This is a genomic window from Pseudomonas sp. LFS044 (assembly GCF_047978245.1).
Classification (GTDB): Bacteria; Pseudomonadota; Gammaproteobacteria; order Pseudomonadales; family Pseudomonadaceae; genus Aquipseudomonas.
Genome location: NZ_JBFPFX010000007.1, coordinates 182834 through 199600, shown reverse-complemented (window position 1 = coordinate 199600; position 16767 = coordinate 182834). Strand labels below are relative to the sequence as shown.

Annotated in this window: 19 protein-coding genes; all 19 read right to left on the bottom strand. The window is 63.1% G+C overall.

What is annotated here, in order from left to right; translation table 11 throughout:
• Positions 1 to 11: 11 nt before the first annotated feature.
• Complete coding sequence (locus ACNQPL_RS08440; protein WP_387527678.1) at positions 12 to 800, bottom strand: protein phosphatase CheZ; 789 nt, start codon at positions 798 to 800, stop codon at positions 12 to 14.
• Positions 801 to 818: 18 nt separating this feature from the next.
• The gene (locus ACNQPL_RS08435; protein WP_346614000.1) at positions 819 to 1193 is read right to left on the bottom strand and encodes a chemotaxis response regulator CheY; all 375 of its coding nucleotides are present in this window, start codon (positions 1191 to 1193) and stop codon (positions 819 to 821) included.
• A gap of 104 nt (positions 1194 to 1297) precedes the next feature.
• Positions 1298 to 2038, bottom strand: a complete 741-nt coding sequence (gene fliA, locus ACNQPL_RS08430; RefSeq protein WP_346613999.1) for an RNA polymerase sigma factor FliA — start codon at positions 2036 to 2038, stop codon at positions 1298 to 1300.
• Positions 2035 to 2868 (bottom strand): flagellar synthesis regulator FleN, encoded by an 834-nt coding sequence (fleN, locus tag ACNQPL_RS08425; protein ID WP_054900044.1) that lies wholly within the window; start codon positions 2866 to 2868, stop codon positions 2035 to 2037. The genes fliA and fleN overlap by 4 nt, the downstream gene beginning before the upstream one ends.
• 93 nt (positions 2869 to 2961) lie before the next feature.
• Entirely contained in the window at positions 2962 to 4269 is a 1308-nt protein-coding gene (gene flhF, locus ACNQPL_RS08420) for a flagellar biosynthesis protein FlhF (protein WP_346613998.1), read from the bottom strand.
• A gap of 11 nt (positions 4270 to 4280) precedes the next feature.
• A complete protein-coding gene (gene flhA / locus ACNQPL_RS08415) occupies positions 4281 to 6410 on the bottom strand; it encodes a flagellar biosynthesis protein FlhA (RefSeq protein ID WP_346613997.1) in 2130 nt (709 codons plus the stop codon).
• 153 nt (positions 6411 to 6563) lie between these two features.
• Positions 6564 to 7706 (bottom strand): flagellar biosynthesis protein FlhB, encoded by a 1143-nt coding sequence (gene flhB, locus ACNQPL_RS08410; protein WP_346613996.1) that lies wholly within the window; start codon positions 7704 to 7706, stop codon positions 6564 to 6566.
• A 2-nt stretch (positions 7707 to 7708) separates the two neighbouring features.
• Positions 7709 to 8485, bottom strand: a complete 777-nt coding sequence (gene fliR, locus ACNQPL_RS08405) for a flagellar biosynthetic protein FliR (RefSeq protein WP_346613995.1) — start codon at positions 8483 to 8485, stop codon at positions 7709 to 7711.
• Positions 8486 to 8492: 7 nt separating this feature from the next.
• Positions 8493 to 8762: a flagellar biosynthesis protein FliQ gene (gene fliQ / locus ACNQPL_RS08400; protein ID WP_346613994.1), complete on the bottom strand. Its 270-nt coding sequence runs from the start codon at positions 8760 to 8762 to the stop codon at positions 8493 to 8495.
• Positions 8763 to 8783: 21 nt separating this feature from the next.
• A complete protein-coding gene (fliP, locus tag ACNQPL_RS08395; protein ID WP_346613993.1) occupies positions 8784 to 9539 on the bottom strand; it encodes a flagellar type III secretion system pore protein FliP in 756 nt (251 codons plus the stop codon).
• The gene (fliO, locus tag ACNQPL_RS08390) at positions 9539 to 9982 is read right to left on the bottom strand and encodes a flagellar biosynthetic protein FliO (RefSeq protein ID WP_416466429.1); all 444 of its coding nucleotides are present in this window, start codon (positions 9980 to 9982) and stop codon (positions 9539 to 9541) included. The genes fliP and fliO overlap by 1 nt, the downstream gene beginning before the upstream one ends.
• A gap of 12 nt (positions 9983 to 9994) precedes the next feature.
• Positions 9995 to 10459 carry a flagellar motor switch protein FliN gene (fliN, locus tag ACNQPL_RS08385; protein ID WP_346613991.1) on the bottom strand — a complete coding sequence of 155 codons (465 nt, stop codon included), beginning with the start codon at positions 10457 to 10459 and terminating at the stop codon, positions 9995 to 9997.
• 47 nt (positions 10460 to 10506) lie between these two features.
• Complete coding sequence (gene fliM / locus ACNQPL_RS08380) at positions 10507 to 11475, bottom strand: flagellar motor switch protein FliM (protein ID WP_054900051.1); 969 nt, start codon at positions 11473 to 11475, stop codon at positions 10507 to 10509.
• A gap of 9 nt (positions 11476 to 11484) precedes the next feature.
• Positions 11485 to 11982, bottom strand: a complete 498-nt coding sequence (gene fliL / locus ACNQPL_RS08375; RefSeq protein WP_346613990.1) for a flagellar basal body-associated protein FliL — start codon at positions 11980 to 11982, stop codon at positions 11485 to 11487.
• Positions 11983 to 12458: 476 nt separating this feature from the next.
• Positions 12459 to 13751, bottom strand: a complete 1293-nt coding sequence (locus ACNQPL_RS08370) for a flagellar hook-length control protein FliK (protein ID WP_346613989.1) — start codon at positions 13749 to 13751, stop codon at positions 12459 to 12461.
• Positions 13752 to 13822: 71 nt separating this feature from the next.
• Entirely contained in the window at positions 13823 to 14170 is a 348-nt protein-coding gene (locus ACNQPL_RS08365; RefSeq protein WP_346613988.1) for an Hpt domain-containing protein, read from the bottom strand.
• A gap of 60 nt (positions 14171 to 14230) precedes the next feature.
• Positions 14231 to 15922: a fused response regulator/phosphatase gene (locus ACNQPL_RS08360; protein ID WP_346613987.1), complete on the bottom strand. Its 1692-nt coding sequence runs from the start codon at positions 15920 to 15922 to the stop codon at positions 14231 to 14233.
• A gap of 8 nt (positions 15923 to 15930) precedes the next feature.
• A complete protein-coding gene (locus ACNQPL_RS08355; protein WP_416466428.1) occupies positions 15931 to 16236 on the bottom strand; it encodes an STAS domain-containing protein in 306 nt (101 codons plus the stop codon).
• Positions 16237 to 16312: 76 nt separating this feature from the next.
• The gene (fliJ, locus tag ACNQPL_RS08350; RefSeq protein ID WP_346613985.1) at positions 16313 to 16765 is read right to left on the bottom strand and encodes a flagellar export protein FliJ; all 453 of its coding nucleotides are present in this window, start codon (positions 16763 to 16765) and stop codon (positions 16313 to 16315) included.
• Positions 16766 to 16767: the final 2 nt, after the last annotated feature.

Genomic DNA, 16767 nt, shown 5'->3' with positions numbered 1-16767 from the left:
AAAGGTGCTCCTTAAAAACCCAGGCTGGACAGCAGATCATCGACATCGTCCTGACCGGACACGACGTCTTCACGCTTATCGGCATGAATCTGCGGACCTTCACCCCGAGCCGGATATTTTTCTTGATCTTTTTCAGCACGCAGCTGTTGGTGGTCATGTTCGATACCGGCAAAACGGTCGACCTGACTGGCCATCAGCACGAGCTTGAGCAGATTGCTTTCGACTTCGGTCACCAGCGCAGTCACGCGCTTGATCACCTGCCCGGTCAGGTCCTGATAGTCCTGGGCGAGCAGAATGTCATTGAGGTGGCCAGCGACCTTGCGGTTACCTTCGGCGCTGTGCGTCAGGAAACTGTCGACGCGTTTGACCAGCTCACGGAATTCCGGCGCGGCGACCTCGCGGCGCATGAAGCGCTGCCAGTCGACGCTCAGGCTCTGCGCCTCAGCGGCCAGGTCACCCAGCACCGGCGTACTTTCCTCCACCAGGTCCATGGTGCGGTTGGCAGCCCCTTCGGTGAGCTTGACCACATAGGACAAACGCTCGGTGGCGTCGGTAATCTGCGAAACTTCCTCGGCCTGCGGCATGTGCGGGTCGATCTGGAAGCTGACGATCGCGCTGTGCAGCTCGCGGGTCAGCTTGCCGACTTCCTGGTACAGGCCACGGTCGCGGGTCTGGTTGAGCTGATGAATCAGCTGCACCGCCTCGCCGAACCGCCCCTTCTCCAGGCTTTCGACCAACTCCTGGGCATGCTTCTTCAGGGTCGATTCGAACTCCCCCAAAGACGTTTGTGTTGATTCCATGGCGCCCCCTGACCGGACTCAGCCGTTGACGCGTTCGAAGATCTTCTCGATCTTTTCTTTGAGCACCTGAGCGGTGAACGGCTTGACCACGTAACCATTCACCCCGGCCTGGGCCGCTTCGATGATCTGGTCGCGCTTGGCTTCGGCAGTCACCATCAGCACTGGCATGGCCTTCAGGCGCTCGTCCGCGCGCACCTTGCGCAGCAGGTCAATGCCGGACATGCCAGGCATGTTCCAGTCGGTCACCAGGAAGTCGTAATGCCCGGCCTGCAGCATCGGCAGCGCCGTGGTGCCGTCATCGGCTTCGTCGGTATTGGTGAAGCCCAGATCACGCAGCAGGTTCTTGATGATCCGCCGCATCGTCGAAAAGTCGTCAACGATGAGGATTTTCATGTCTTTGTTCAATTAGACCTCCAAGCAGTCTCAAACGCGCTCGGCCCCGAGCGCGCATTCAATCAATTCGGTACAACGTGAAAACGACTGCAACGACCCCGGGCTCAGCGCGCCCGCCATTCCCCCAGGCGGCTGCGCAGGCGCGCGGCGCACTGGCTGTGCAGCTGGCTGACACGCGACTCGCTGACGCCCAGCACCTCACCGATTTCCTTGAGGTTCAGCTCTTCGTCGTAGTACAGCGCCAGGACCAGCCGCTCCCGCTCGGGCAGGTTGGCGATGGCATCGGTCAGGGCAGCCTGGAAGCGCTCGTCTTCCAGGTCGCGCGACGGCTCGACCTGGCCACTGGCGCCGTCCTCGTGCAACCCTTCATGCTCGCCGTCCTGCAACAGGTCGTCGAAACTGAACAGGCGGCTACCCAAGGTATCGTTCAAAATCCCGTAGTAATCATCGAGACTCAACTGGAGTTCGGCAGCAACTTCATGATCTTTAGCGTCGCGGCCGGTTCTGGATTCCACGGCGCGCATCGCGTCGCTGACCATGCGGGTGTTGCGGTGCACCGAACGCGGTGCCCAATCACCCTTGCGCACCTCATCGAGCATCGCCCCGCGGATGCGGATACCGGCGTAGGTCTCGAAGCTGGCGCCCTTGCTGGCGTCATACTTGTTGGCGACTTCCAGCAAACCGATCATGCCGGCCTGGATCAGGTCTTCGACCTGCACGTTGGCCGGCAAACGCGCCAGCAGGTGATAGGCAATGCGCTTGACCAGCGGGGCGTAGCGTTCGATCAGTTCGTACTGGGCGTCCTTGGACGCCTTGCTGTACATCTTGAAACCGCTCGCACTCATAGCACTGGCCCTGCACTGGTGGGTTGCACCAGGCGCTCGACGAAGAACTCCAGGTGCCCGCGCGGGTTGGCCGGCAATGGCCAGCTATCGACCTTCTGCGCAATGGCCTTGAAGGCCAGCGCGCACTTGGAACGCGGGAACGCCTCATAGACTGCCCGCTGCTTCTGCACCGCCTTGCGCACGCACTCGTCGTACGGCACGGCGCCGACATACTGCAGGGCGACGTCAAGAAAACGGTCGGTGACCTTGGTCAACTTGGCGAACAGGTTGCGCCCTTCCTGCGGGCTTTGCGCCATGTTGGCCAGCACGCGGAAACGGTTCATTCCATAGTCGCGGTTGAGCAGTTTGATCAACGCGTAGGCGTCGGTGATCGAGGTCGGCTCGTCACACACCACCAGCAGCACTTCCTGCGCCGCGCGGACGAAGCTGACCACCGAATCGCCAATGCCTGCCGCGGTGTCGATCACCAGCACATCGAGGTTGTCGCCGACTTCGCTGAATGCCTGGATCAGCCCGGCATGCTGGGCCGGGGCCAGGTGCACCATGCTCTGGGTGCCGGAGGCGGCCGGCACGATGCGCACACCGCCAGGCCCCTGCAACAGCACATCGCGAAGCTCGCAGCGCCCTTCGATGACATCGGCCAGGGTGCGTTTCGGGGTCAGGCCCAGCAACACGTCGACATTGGCCAGGCCCAGGTCAGCGTCCAGCAGCATGACCCGGCGGCCGAGTTCGGCCAGCGCCAGGGACAGGTTCACTGAAACGTTAGTCTTGCCGACGCCACCTTTACCACCGGTTACGGCGATCACCTGTACGGGATGCATGCTACCCATGTTCGTTGTTTACCTTGTCTCGCTTGGACCCAAGCCACACGAGGGGGATTACTGCAGCCCCCTTGGTGTAGGTATTTTGCAAACGCTTCATCATCAACCCGCTCGTCGTGGGTTGTGATAGAGATCAGCGAACATATCGGCCATGGCCTCTTCGCTGGGCTCGTCCTGCAACTGCACATTCACCGCCCGGGTCACCAACTGGTGCGCCCGCGGCAGGTGAAGGTCGTCAGGAATGCGCGGGCCATCGGTGAGATAGGCCACGGGCAGTTCATGACTGATGGCCAGGCTCAGCACATCGCCGAGGCTTGCCGTTTCATCGAGTTTACTCAGGATGCAACCGGCCAGGCCGCAGCGTTTGTAGCTGTGGTAGGCCGCGGTCAGCACCTGCTTCTGGCTGGTGGTGGCCAGCACGAGGTAATTCTTCGAGGCAATGCCTCGGCTGGCCAGGCTTTCCAGTTGCATGCGCAGGGCCGGGTCGCTGGCCTGAAGGCCTGCGGTATCGATCAGCACCACGCGCTTGCGCAGCAGCGGCTCGAGCGCCTGGGCCAGCGACTGGCCCGGGTCGACATAGGTCACCGGCACATTGAGGATGCGGCCCAGGGTCTTGAGCTGTTCCTGCGCGCCGATGCGGAAGCTGTCCATGCTCACCAGGGCCAGGTTCTGCGGGCCATACTTGAGCACATAACGCGCCGCCAGCTTGGCCAGGGTGGTGGTCTTGCCCATGCCGGCGGGGCCGACCATGGCGATCACACCACCCTCTTCGATCGGCTCGATCTCGGGCACTTCGATCATCCGCGCAAGGTGCGCCAGCAACATGCGCCAGGCCTGGCGCGGCTCTTCGATCTCGGCGGTGAGCTCGAGCAGTTCGCGGGCAATCGGCCCGGACAGGCCGATGCGCTGCAGCCGGCGCCAGAGGTTGGCCTGTGCCGGCTTGCTGCCTTGCAGCTGGTTCCAGGCCAGTGAGCCGAGCTGCACTTCGAGCAGTTCGCGCAGGCCCGACAGTTCAGAGCGCATGGCGTCGAACAGGCGCGGGTCGACCGGGGCCGGGGCAGCGGCAGCAGCAGCGGCCGGCGCCTCCACGTGCGGCTCGATCAATGGCTCCGAGGCGGTCAGCGATTGCCCGGCAAACAATTGGCGGTCGCCTTCACTGGCCTCGCTGCGGTTGTCCAGTTCGGCCTGGGCAGTGGCGATGCGAGTCTGGGTCTTGCGCAGCTCTTGTTCGAGCTCGGGGTTGGGCACGCGCGGGGCCAGGGCGGACAGCTTGTAGTCCAGCGCGGCCGTCAGCTCGACACCGCCGGCGATGCGGCGGTTACCGATGATGGCGGCGTCGGAGCCCAGCTCATCACGAACCAGCTTCATGGCCTGACGCATATCGGCGGCGAAAAAACGCTTAACTTGCATAACCCACTACCTCAGCCGTTGGGGCCCACGGTGGCAACGATGGTGACTTGCTTGTTATCCGGTATTTCCTGATACGCCAGAACATGCAAATTCGGTACAGCCAGGCGACCGAAGCGCGACAGCATGGCGCGGATCGGGCCTGCGACCAGGAGGATGGCCGGTTGGCCTTGCATCTCCTGGCGCTGGGCGGCTTCGATCAGCGAACGCTGCAGCTTTTCGGCCATGCTCGGTTCAAGAAGAACACCGTCTTCCTGACCTTGCCCGGCCCTTTGCAGACTATTGAGCAAAATCTGTTCCAACCTTGGCTCAAGGGTGATCACAGGCAGCTCGGACTCAACGCCGACAATGCTTTGCACGATGGCGCGACACAATCCGACGCGCACTGCCGCCACCAGCGCGGCGGTATCTTGACTCTTGCCGGCATTGTTAGCGATAGCCTCGGCAATGCTGCGGATGTCGCGCACCGGCACTTGCTCGGCAAGCAACGCTTGCAGGACCTTGAGCAGCCCCGACAAGGAAATGACACCCGGCACCAGCTCTTCAGCAAGTTTAGGCGATGCCTTGGACAGCACCTGCAGCAATTGCTGAACCTCTTCGTGGCCGATCAGCTCGTGACAGTGCTTCTGCAGGATCTGGTTGAGGTGCGTGGCGACCACAGTGCTGGCATCGACCACGGTATAGCCCAGCGACTGCGCCTGGGCACGCTGACCGATGTCGATCCACACCGCTTCCAGGCCGAACGCCGGGTCACGTGCAGCGATGCCGTTGAGGGTGCCAAACACCTGGCCTGGGTTGATCGCCAGCTCCCGGTCCGGGTAGATCTCGGCCTCAGCCAGGATCACGCCCATCAGCGTCAGGCGGTAGGCGCTGGGCTGCAGGTCGAGGTTGTCCCGAATGTGCACGGTGGGCATGAGGAAGCCCAGGTCCTGGGAGAGCTTCTTGCGCACCCCTTTGATCCGCGCCAGCAGTTGGCCACCCTGGTTGCGGTCGACCAGCGGGATCAGGCGGTAGCCGACTTCCAGGCCGATCATGTCGATCGGCGTCACGTCGTCCCAGCCCAGCTCCTTGGTGTCCATCGCGCGCTGTGGCGAGGGCAGCAGGTCCTGCTGGCGCTGCGCTTCCTGCAGCGCGTCGGCCTTGGCCTTCTGCTGCTTCTTCCACACCAGGTAGGCGCCACCACCAGCCAGCAGGCCGAGGCTGAGGAAGGCGACGTGCGGCATGCCCGGCACCAGCCCCATGACGATCATCAGCCCCGCCGACACCGCCAGCGCCTTGGGCGAGTCGAACATCTGCCGGTTGATCAGCTTGCCCATGTCTTCGGAGCCCGAAGCACGGGTGACCATGATTGCAGCGGCGGTAGACAGCAGCAGTGATGGCAATTGCGCCACCAAACCGTCACCGATGGTCAGCAGGGCATAGACCTTGCCCGCATCGCTGAACGACATATTGTGCTGCAGCATGCCGATGAGCATGCCGCCAATCAGGTTGATGAACAGGATCAGCAAGCCGGCGATGGCGTCGCCGCGCACGAACTTGCTGGCACCGTCCATCGAACCGTAGAACTCGGCCTCCTGGGCCACCTCGGCGCGGCGCGACTTTGCCTGCGCCTGGTCGATCAGGCCGGCATTGAGGTCGGCGTCGATGGCCATCTGCTTGCCGGGCATGGCGTCGAGGGTGAAGCGCGCGCTCACCTCGGAAATACGCCCGGCACCCTTGGTCACTACCACGAAGTTGATGATCATGAGGATGGCGAACACCACCGCACCGACGACGTAGTTACCGCCGATCACGACCTCACCGAAAGCCTGGATCACCTTACCTGCAGCGCCATGCCCCTCTTGACCGTGCAGCATGACCACCCGCGTGGACGCCACGTTCAGCGCCAGGCGCAGCAATGTTGCCACCAGCAGGATGGTCGGAAACGCGGCGAAATCGAGCGGGCGCAGTGCGTACACGCAGACCAGCAGGACCACGATCGACAGGGCGATGTTGAAGGTGAAGAACACGTCGAGCAGGAACGGCGGTATCGGCAACATCATCATTGCCAACATCACCAGCAGCAACAGCGGCACACCCAGGTTGCCCCGACCGAGGCCGGCCAGGTTATGGCGCGCGTTGCTGATTAACTGAGTGCGATCCACCGCGATTCCTCTTCATGCAAAACTTTGACGCCCAAGGGGCGCTTGGGCGTGGCTCTGCAAGAAGCTTTCCAACTTTGTGTATGGCTCGGAATCTTGGGTGTTCTTGCGATCGACATAGAACCACCGCCAGGCCCACAACATACACCGCAGCCCTCAACTATCACGCCGCAAATCCGGCGGAATCGGCAGTTCATCCTTCAACGGCTCCGGCCGCTTGCCCTTGCCCGCCCGGTACTGCCGGATCTGGAACACATACGCCAGCACCTGCGCCACCGCCAGGTAGAGCCCCGCGGGGATCTCCTGTTCAATTTCGGTGGAGTAGTAGATCGCCCGCGCCAGCGCCGGCGATTCGAGGATCTGCACCTTGTGCTCCACGCCGATCTCGCGAATCTTCAAGGCAATGAAGTCGGTACCCTTGGCCAGCAGCAACGGCGCCGCCCCACCCTTCTCGGGGTCGTACTGCAGGGCCACGGCATAGTGCGTCGGGTTGGTGATGATCACATCCGCCTCGGGCACTGCGGCCATCATGCGCCGCTGCGATACTTCGCGCTGCAGCTGACGAATACGTTGCTTGACCTCGGGCTTGCCCTCGCTGTCCTTGTACTCGTCCTTGACCTCCTGCTTGGTCATCTTCAGCTTCTTGTGGGTCTGATATAGCTGGAATGGCACATCTGCCGCCGCGATGATCAGCAGCCCTGCCGCCATCCACAGCGCACTCCAGCCCACCACCTGCACACTGTGGATGATCGCCTGCTCCAGCGGCTCGTTGGCGATGGCCAGCAATGCCTGGCGATCGTTGCTCAGCACAACCAGCGCAACGATCAGAATCATGAAGAACTTGGCCAGCGCCTTGAGCAGCTCGGTCAATGCGTTCATCGAAAACATCCGCTTGATCCCCGACAATGGGTTCATGCGGCTGAATTTTGGCTGCAGCAGGCTGCCCGAAAAGATGAACCCACCTAGCGCGATGGGCGAGATCAGCGCAATGAAGAACAGCAGCACCAGGATCGGCTGCGTTGCCCAGATCGCCATCTTGCCCGAGGCGAGCAGGAACTGGCCCATGGAGCGCTCATCGGTCAGCACCTCGCGGGTTAGCGAAAAGTTCAGGCGCATCAGCGCCAGCAGCGTCTCGGCCAAGTGCCCACCAAAGGCCAATAACGCACCCGCACCGGCCAGCGTCACTGCCACCGTATTCAGCTCCTTGGAGCGGGCAATCTCACCTTTTTCGCGCGCATCGCGCTTGCGCTTGTCGGTGGGGTCTTCCGTCTTGTCGGCACCGCTCTCGCTCTCTGCCATGTTCAGCGCGCCCTTGCCAGATCACGCAGCCATTGCAGCGCCTCACTGGCCAATGCCTGGTAGTGGGAAAGCACATCGGCCAGGCCCACCCAGAAAATGCCCAGGCCCAGCACCAGGGTCAGCGGGAAGCCGATGGAAAAGATGTTCAACTGCGGCGCGGCACGGGTCATCACGCCGAAGGCAATGTTCACCACCAGCAGCGCTGCAATCGCCGGCAGGATCAGCAGCAGACCGGCGCCGAACACCCAGCTCAGGCGCCCGGCCATCTCCCAGAAATGGTTGACCACCAGCGCATTGCCGACCGGCAAGGTGGTAAAGCTCTCGGTCAGTACCTCGAACGCCACCAGGTGGCCGTTCATGAGCAAGAACAGCACGCTGATCAGCATGGTCATGAACTGGCTGACCACCGCCACGTTGACACCGTTGGCCGGGTCGACCATCGAGGCGAAGGCCATGCCCATTTGAATCGCGACGATTTGCCCGGCGATGACAAAGGCCTGGAACAGTAACTGCAATGAGAAGCCGAACAATGCCCCGACAATTATCTGCTCGCCACACAACAACAGGCCGCGCAGGCTTAGCGGGTCGAACTCGGGCAATGGCGGCAAGGCCGGCACGATCACCACGGTGATAGCCACCGCCGCGTACAGGCGAATGCGCGCCGGCAGCATGCGGGTGCCAAAGATCGGCATGGTCATCAGCACCGCGGTCACCCGGAACAGCGGCAGCATGAAGGTGGCGACCCAGGTGCCGATCTGCGCGTCGGTCAGCTCCAGCATGGCTGCTTCAACCGATCAGCTGCGGGATGCTGGTGTACAGGCCGGTGATGTACTCCATGAACTTCTGCGTCAGCCACGGCCCGGCAACGATCAGCGTCACTAGCATCACCAGCAGGCGTGGCAGGAAGCTCAACGTCTGTTCGTTGATCTGCGTGGCGGCCTGGAACATCGCCACCACCAGGCCGACCAACAGGCTCGGCACCACCAGCACGGCCACCATCAGCGTGGTCAGCCAGAGGGCGTCGCGGAACAGGTCGACGGCTACTTCAGGTGTCATGCAAGGCTCTCCTTGGCAGCGTCAGACGCCGCCGAAACTGCCGGCCAAAGTGCCCATGATCAGCGCCCAGCCATCGACCAGGACGAACAGCATGATCTTGAACGGCAGCGAGATGATCAACGGCGACAGCATCATCATGCCCATGGCCATCAGCACGCTGGCGACCACCATGTCGATGATCAGGAACGGGATGAAGATCATGAAGCCGATCTGGAACGCGGTTTTCAGCTCCGAGGTGACGAACGCTGGCACCAGAATGGTCAGCGGCACCTGCTCGGGCCCGGCGATATCGGTGCGCTTGGACAGGCGCATGAACAGGTCCAGATCGCTCTGGCGGGTTTGTGCCAGCATGAAGTCCTTCAGCGGCCCCTGGGCCTTGTCGATGGCCTGCTGGGCCGTCATCTGCTCCTTCAAATACGGCTGCACGGCGTCCTGGTTCACCCGGTCGAACACCGGCGCCATGATGAACAGGGTCAGGAACAGCGCCATACCGGTCAACACCTGGTTCGACGGGGTCTGCTGCAGGCCCAGCGCCTGGCGCAGGATCGAGAAGACGATGATGATGCGGGTGAAGCTGGTCATCAGGATGACGAACGCTGGAATGAAACTCAGCGCCGTCATGATCATCAGGATCTGCAGGCTGACCGAGTATTCCTGCTGCCCGTCCGGCCCATTGGACAGGGTAATGGCCGGGATCGACAGCGGGTCGGCGCCCAGGGCCAACGGCGCGGCCAAGAGCAGCGCCAGGGTGAACATGATGCGCAGCGCGCCGATCATCACTTCTTGTCCTTCTGATCCTTGCCCATCAGCTCCATCAGCCGCTGGGCGAATTCCGGCGTCGCCTGACGGGCGCTGGCGGCTACTTCCACAGGTTCGGCCATGACGTGCAAGGCCTCGATGCTGCCAGGGGTATGGCCGATGAGGATCTGCTCGTTGCCGACCTGCACCAGCAACAGCCGGTCGCGCGGGCCAAGGGCGCGGCTACCGACGATCTCGATCACCTGGCCTCCCTTGGGCGCAGCGCCCTGCATGCGGCGCAGCAGCCAGGCCAGGAAGAAGATCAGGCCCACCACCAGCAGCAGGCCGAACACCATCTGCGCCAGCTGCCCACCCAGGCTGCCGGGTGTGCCTGGCGGTGGCGTTACCGGCACCGCCGGTGCGGCAGCGGCAATCACCGCTTCGCTGGCGAGCAGCGTGGCCAGGGCCGTCAGGGCCCGCATCGTACCCTTCACTCAGCGCAGCTTCTTGATACGTTCGCTGGGGCTGATCACGTCGGTCAGGCGGATGCCGAACTTCTCGTTGACCACCACCACTTCGCCATGGGCGATCAGCGTGCCGTTGACCAGCACGTCGAGCGGCTCACCGGCCAGGCGGTCGAGCTCGATGACCGAACCCTGGTTCAGCTGCAGCAGATTGCGGATGTTGATTTCGGTGCTGCCCACTTCCATGGAGATGTTCACCGGAATGTCCAGGATCACGTCCAGGTTCGGGCCTTCGAGGCTGACGTTTTCCTTCGGCCGCGGCGAGCTGGCGAACTCTTCCATCGGCAGCCGGCCAGCGCCGGCATTGCCGCTGTCGCCGCCCAGCAGCGCATCGATGTCAGCCTGGCCGGCATCACCGGTTTCTTCCAGCGCCGCGGCCCATTCGTCGGCCAGGGCCTGGTCTTCTGGGGAGGTGATCTCGTTTTCGTTAGCCATGATGTCCTCGACAGGCATTCAATTCGTAGTGAGCGACCGGCACGCCGTCAGCGGCGTTCGATCGGGTCGATGATCTGCAGCGCCAGGTTGCCCTTGTGCGAACCCAGGCGCGCCTTGAACGACGGCACGCCGTTGGCGCGCAGCACCAGGTGCTCCGGCAGCTCCACCGGGATCACGTCGCCAGGCTGCATGTGCAGCACATCGCGCAGTTTCAGCTGGCGGCGGGCAACCGTGGCGCTCAGCGGCACAGAGACGTCCAGCACGTCCTCGCGCAGGGCCTTGACCCAGCGCTCGTCCTGGTCGTCCAGGTCGGACTGGAAACCGGCATCGAGCATTTCGCGCACCGGCTCGATCATCGAGTACGGCATGGTCACGTGCAGGTCGCCGCCGCCGCCGTCCAGTTCGATATGGAAGGTTGACACCACCACCGCCTCGCTCGGCCCGACGATGTTGGCCATGGCCGGGTTGACCTCGGAGTTCATGTACTCGAAGTTGACCGGCATGATCGCCTGCCAGGCTTCCTTGAGGTCGACGAAGCACTGGTCCAGCACCATGCGCACCACCCGCAGCTCGGTGGGGGTGAATTCGCGGCCTTCGATCTTGGCGTGACGCCCGTCACCGCCGAAGAAGTTGTCCACCAGTTTGAACACCAGCTTGGCGTCGAGGATGAACAGCGAGGTGCCGCGTAGCGGCTTGATCTTGACCAGGTTGAGGCTGGTCGGCACGTACAGCGAATGCACGTACTCGCCGAACTTCATCACCTGCACGCCGCCAACCGCCACGTCCGCCGAGCGGCGCAGCAGGTTGAACATGCTGATGCGGGTATAGCGCGCGAAACGCTCGTTGATCATCTCGAGGGTCGGCATGCGACCGCGCACGATCCGATCCTGGCTGGTCAGGTCGTAGCTTTTGATGCTGCCAGGCTCGGCAGCGCTCTCGGTCTGTACCAGCCCATCATCGACGCCGTGCAACAGGGCATCGATCTCATCCTGGGACAGCAGGTCCTGTACGGCCATAACGGACTCCTACTGCAATACGAAATTGGTGAACAGCAGCTGGTCTACCACCGGCTTGCCGACTTCCTTCTGCGCCACTTCCTGCACCACTGCGGTGGCTTTCTGGCGCAGCATTTCCTGGCCCACGGGGCTGCTGGCCAAGGTGTCGAAGCCTTGCCCGGAGAACATCATCACCAGGTTGTTGCGAATCACCGGCATGTGCACCTTCAGGGCGTCCATGTCAGCCTGGCTGCGGCCTTGCAGGGTGATGCTCACCTGCATGTAGCGCTGGCGACCGTTCTGGTTGAAGTTGACCACAAACGCCGGGGACAGGGCCTCGTACAGCGCCGCTGGCTTGACGTTCGCTGCTGCCGGGTCGGTCTGTGTGGCGGGTTCGCTCTTGTGCATGAAGAACCAGGTAGCGCCCACCGACAGGCCGACCGCCAGCAACAGGGCCAGTACCAGCAGCAGGATCAGCTTGAGTTTGCCTTTAGTGGCGGGGTCTTTCACTGCGTCGCTCTTCGCCATGCCAATAATCCGTCGTCCATCTGGGTTTCAAAGGAGGATGACGTGGCTTGAGCAAGTGTTATGCCAGGTTTGTGGGCGCATGGCATGTATGTTGTGGCGACGGTGAGACGAGCGCCGCCCGCGAAGCGCTTGCCTTGAGATCTTTAGCGCCCTTGAGATCGAGCGCCGCCCGCGCGGCGCATCGCGGGCAAGCCCGCTCCTACATTTGTTGCAACGTGCCATTCCAGTCAGGCCATGGTTGTCCGCCTTGGCGCATGACTGTAGACAAATGGGGCGTCGGCAGCGCCAGCCGAAAAATTGGGTCATGCCAACAAGGCTGGCAACTATGGCCTCACAGGCCATGGCACGTTGCAACAAATGTAGGAGCGGGCTTGCCCGCGATGCGCCGCGCGGGCGGCGCTCGATCTCAAGGGCGCTGAAGATCCCAAGGCATGCGCTTCGCGAAGCGGCGCTCAATCTCAATCCCACCACACCCTTCAAGCGTAAAAATCTACCGCACTGTCACCAATCACCACCTGCTGCTCGACCGGACGGGCGGCATCGGCAAGCTCACCCTGCTCGCCACCGGCACCACCTTGGGCCCGCCGCGCCGCCACCCCGGACAACTGCGAGCCATCCGGCTGCGCCTGCTGCTGTTGCTGCCCGCGCGACTGGTCGGCGACGTTGACGTCCGGCTGCGCCAGCCCCTGCTGGGCGAACAGTTCGCGCAGGCGATGCACCTGGCTGTCCAGCGCATCACGCACACCGGCGTGGCCGCTGATGAAGGTCACCTGGGTTGCCTGGTCCGCCGCCAGGTTGACACGAATGTCCAGCCGCCCGAGCTCGGCCGGCTCCAGCTGGATGTCGGCCGACTTGAGGTTTTGGCTGGACAAGTACATGACCCGGTTGACCAGGCCTTCGGCCCAGGCGTTCTGGTTCATCGGCAACGGCTGATGCAACGGGTTGCTGCTCACCGGCACGGCATTGGCGGTCTTGGCCGTGGCAGCCTGGGTCAGGCTGGCCAGGCGGTTGGCGAAATCGTCGATACGGGTATCGCTGCCCGCGCTCTTGGTGTCTTTGAGGCCGTCGTCCAGCAGTGCACCGAATGCCTTGTCACCGGTCTCCGACTGCCCCGCCTCGGCTTCGATCTTGTCCATCAGGGTCGCCAATGGATTGACGGCGGCTTGGCCATCGTCGGCTTGCGCAGGGTCGGTGGCATGGGCCGAGGTCGTGCCTTTGGCCTGGGCGCTTTGCTCCAGCGCCAGGCGCAGGGCGGGCATATTGGCCAGGGCGTCTGCGTCGGGGTCGAAGGTTTGCGCCGCCGGTTCTTCCGGCAACGCCTCGCTGATGGGCTGCTGGACAGCCGCCAGCACTGGGGCTACCGCTTCGGCCTGAGCCTGCAGCAGTTGCGCCCCCGGCTGCGCATCAGTGACCTGCCCCGCCACCAGGTTGGCGTCGAGGGAAGTGGATTCTTCGCCCGCTGCAGCATCCGTGCTGGCCTGGGCCTGATCGTCTGCTGGCAATTTCTTGCCGTCATCGGCAACCGTCGGTTTGTCGACAGCCTCCTTCTTGCCGGCTTGGGCAACGTCGGGCTTGTCCTTGGGCTTGGCCTGAGCGACCTTGTCATCGCGCCCCACGCCTTTGTCACGCCCCTGCCCGGCCATGACCTGGTCGAAGCCGCCGCCCTGCCCGCCCGCCGCCTGCAGGGGCTTGTCCACCAGCGAGGAACCCGCACGCGACGGCTTGCTCAGCGTGTTGGCTTGCAGTAATGGATTGGGTGCGACAGGCATTGATGGGTCTCCGCGCCAGAAACTGGAATATCGTCTGGACACAGACAGGCAAAAGTCACGCCAACTACGCGTCAGCCTGCAGAAACCCGCGCGCGCTCACCCCGGTAGAACCGCTGTACCTCCAGGTATTCCTGGTCGATCCGGTTGATCAGGTCCTCGATGCCGTACAGTGGCCGCTCCTTGACCCGTTCTTCGAGCTGATGACACAGCTGCGCCAGGCCAACCGCACCCATGTTGCTGCTGCTGCCCTTGAAGCTGTGCGCGGCCATGCCGAGCTCATCGGCATTCCTGGCACCGTGCAACTGGCTCAGGCGCCGCTCGGAATCTTCCAGAAAGGTTTCCAGCAATTGCAGGTAGCCATCTTCCATGACCTCCTGCAGGTCACTGAGCACCTTGTGGTCAATATGCATGTCAGTCACTTGTTCACTCCTTGATCAAGCCGGATTATGCCTCAACCGCCAAACTGCCGGCCAGGCGGCCTACCAGTCGAACTGCACCCAGGCGCAACGGCCGCCTTCGCGCCAACCGGCATCGCTGCCAAGCTGCCCTACGAGTTTCAGGCCGCGACCGCTCAAGCCTTGCTCGCGGGCGGGACGCGACAGCACCTGCTGCACATCGAACCCCGCACCACTGTCGCGAACCTCGATGATCAGACGCCCACCTGAAGCCAGCGGTTCCACTTTCAGGTCGATGCGCACGAAACCGTCGACCAAGGCATCCAAACGCCGGGCGCGCTCCTGATAGTAGTCGGCAAAGCCATGCGCATCACGCTTGAGCCGCGAATCCAGGCCCAACACGCCATGTTCCAGGGCATTGGAGTACAACTCGCTGAGCACGCTGTGCAAGGCGCCGGTAAGCGGCCGCAGGCCATGGATTTCCTGCAGCAACTGCACAAGGTAAGGCACCGGGTTGAAGCGCTTCAGGCTTTCGCCGCGCAACGCGAACCCCAGCGACCAGTCCAGCGGACTGGAGCGCCCACTGTCAGAATAGAGGGTCGGCGCCGGCACGCGCTCCTCGACGGTGAACATGCGAATGTCGCACAGGCTGATGTCATCCCGCGGGGTCCCGCCAAAGCGTTCCAGCGCCTGCATCACCTCGTCGAACAGCTGCACCGGGTCGCGGTTGGCCGCCAGCACCGCGCGCAGGCGCTCGACACCGAACAGGCGCTCCTGTTCGTCCGCCGTATCCACAACACCGTCGGACAACAGCAACAGGCGCTCGCCCGCCGCCAGTGGCAGCACTTCGGTGCTGTCATCGAAGCGCTCCGCCGCCAGGACGCCCAACGGCAAATGGCGTGAGGCAAGGCTTGCAATCACTTCGCCGTCGGCCGACAGCCGGTAGCCATCCGGCATACCACCGTTCCACACCTCCACGGTGCCGCGCTGCACGCTCAAGTTGAGCAACAGCGCGCAGCAGAACATGTCCACCGGCAGGATGCGCTTGAGCTTGGCGTTCATCTCGCGAAGCATGTGCGCCAGGCCGTAGCCCTTTGCGGTCATGCCGTAGAACACCTCCGCCAGCGGCATGGCGCCGACTGCGGCCGGCAGCCCATGGCCGGTGAAATCCCCGAGCAGCACATGCATGTCGCCCGACGGGGTAAACGCCGCTAGCAGCAGGTCACCGTTGAACAAGGCATAGGGCGATTGCAGGTAACGAATGTTCGGCGCCGTGATGCAGCCAGAATGGGCGACCTTGTCGAACACCGCCTTGGCCACGCGCTGCTCGTTGAGCAGGTGATGGTGATGCCGGGTGATCAGGTCGCGCTGTGCCAGCACGGTCGCCTGCAGCCGCCGCAGGCGGTCCATGGCGCGAATCTTGGCGGCAAGAATCACCGCACTGTACGGCTTGGCCATGAAGTCGTCGCCGCCAGCCTCCAGGCAGCGCACCAAGGCCTCCTCTTCGTTCAGCGAGGTGAGGAAGATGATCGGCACCAGCGCTTCGCCGGCCAGTGCCTTGATCTGCCGCGCCGCTTCAAAACCGTCCATCACTGGCATCAAGGCATCGAGCAGCACCAGCTGCGGGCGCTTTTCGGCAAACAGCGCCACCGCCTGTTCGCCGTTTTCGGCGGTGAACACCTGATGGCCCTGGCGCCGGACGATTTGCGCCAGCAACAGGCGATCCGTGGCGCCATCTTCGGCCACCAGCACGGTCAGCGGCTGCTCAGCCGACATCGGGGCGCTCAACTGATGTCGAACAGTTTTTCAAAATTGGAGATAGCGAGGATCTTGCGCACGTCGGAGCTGGCGTGCACCACGCGCACGTCCGAATTATCGCCGCCCGCGTGATCGCGCAACAGCAGCAACATGCCCAGCGCCGAGCTGTCCAGGTAGGTGGTGTCCTTGAGGTCGACGACCACCGAGTCCGGTCGCCTGGGCTGGCTTTCATAAGCATCGCGAAACTCCTGATGCTTGCCGAAATCGAAGCGCCCCTTGATCTTGATCGTGAGCTTTTTCCCGTCCTGCGAACAATCAGTTTCGACTGCCATGCTAGCGATTCCTTCGATGATGGCGAATGCAACTCTTCAAGGTTTAGCAGGCGGCAGGGGCCGCTGCAAGCCGCAGCTAGATGTGCCCCTGCCTGGGCAGCCGCTGCGACAACTCATCCAGCAAGCGCTGCTCGCGCTTGTCTTCCGCGCGCCGCGCCTCGTCCAGGTAACGCTGCACCAGCTTGCGCAGTCCTTCCACCCGGGCGTAGGCCTGCTGCCAGGTACCACGGGCGTTCTTGAGGTTGTTCTGGTGCCAGGTCAGGCTCTGGCGCTGTTGGGTCATGGCCGTTTCCAGCTGGGCCAGAAAACGCTGGTAGTTGAGCAGCCAGCTACCGTTGACGCCCTGGCCACCGCGGCTGATCCACTGCGCCTGGTAACCCTCGCGAAACGACTCCAGCTCCGCAAGCTTGGCCTGCGCCTGCACCACCAACTGCTGAAAATGCCCCACACGCTGCGCCGCCTTGCGCTCGGCTTCCTCGGCCATGTTCACCACCGGCACCAGGCGCGCGGCACGGCTTTGCACGCTCATGG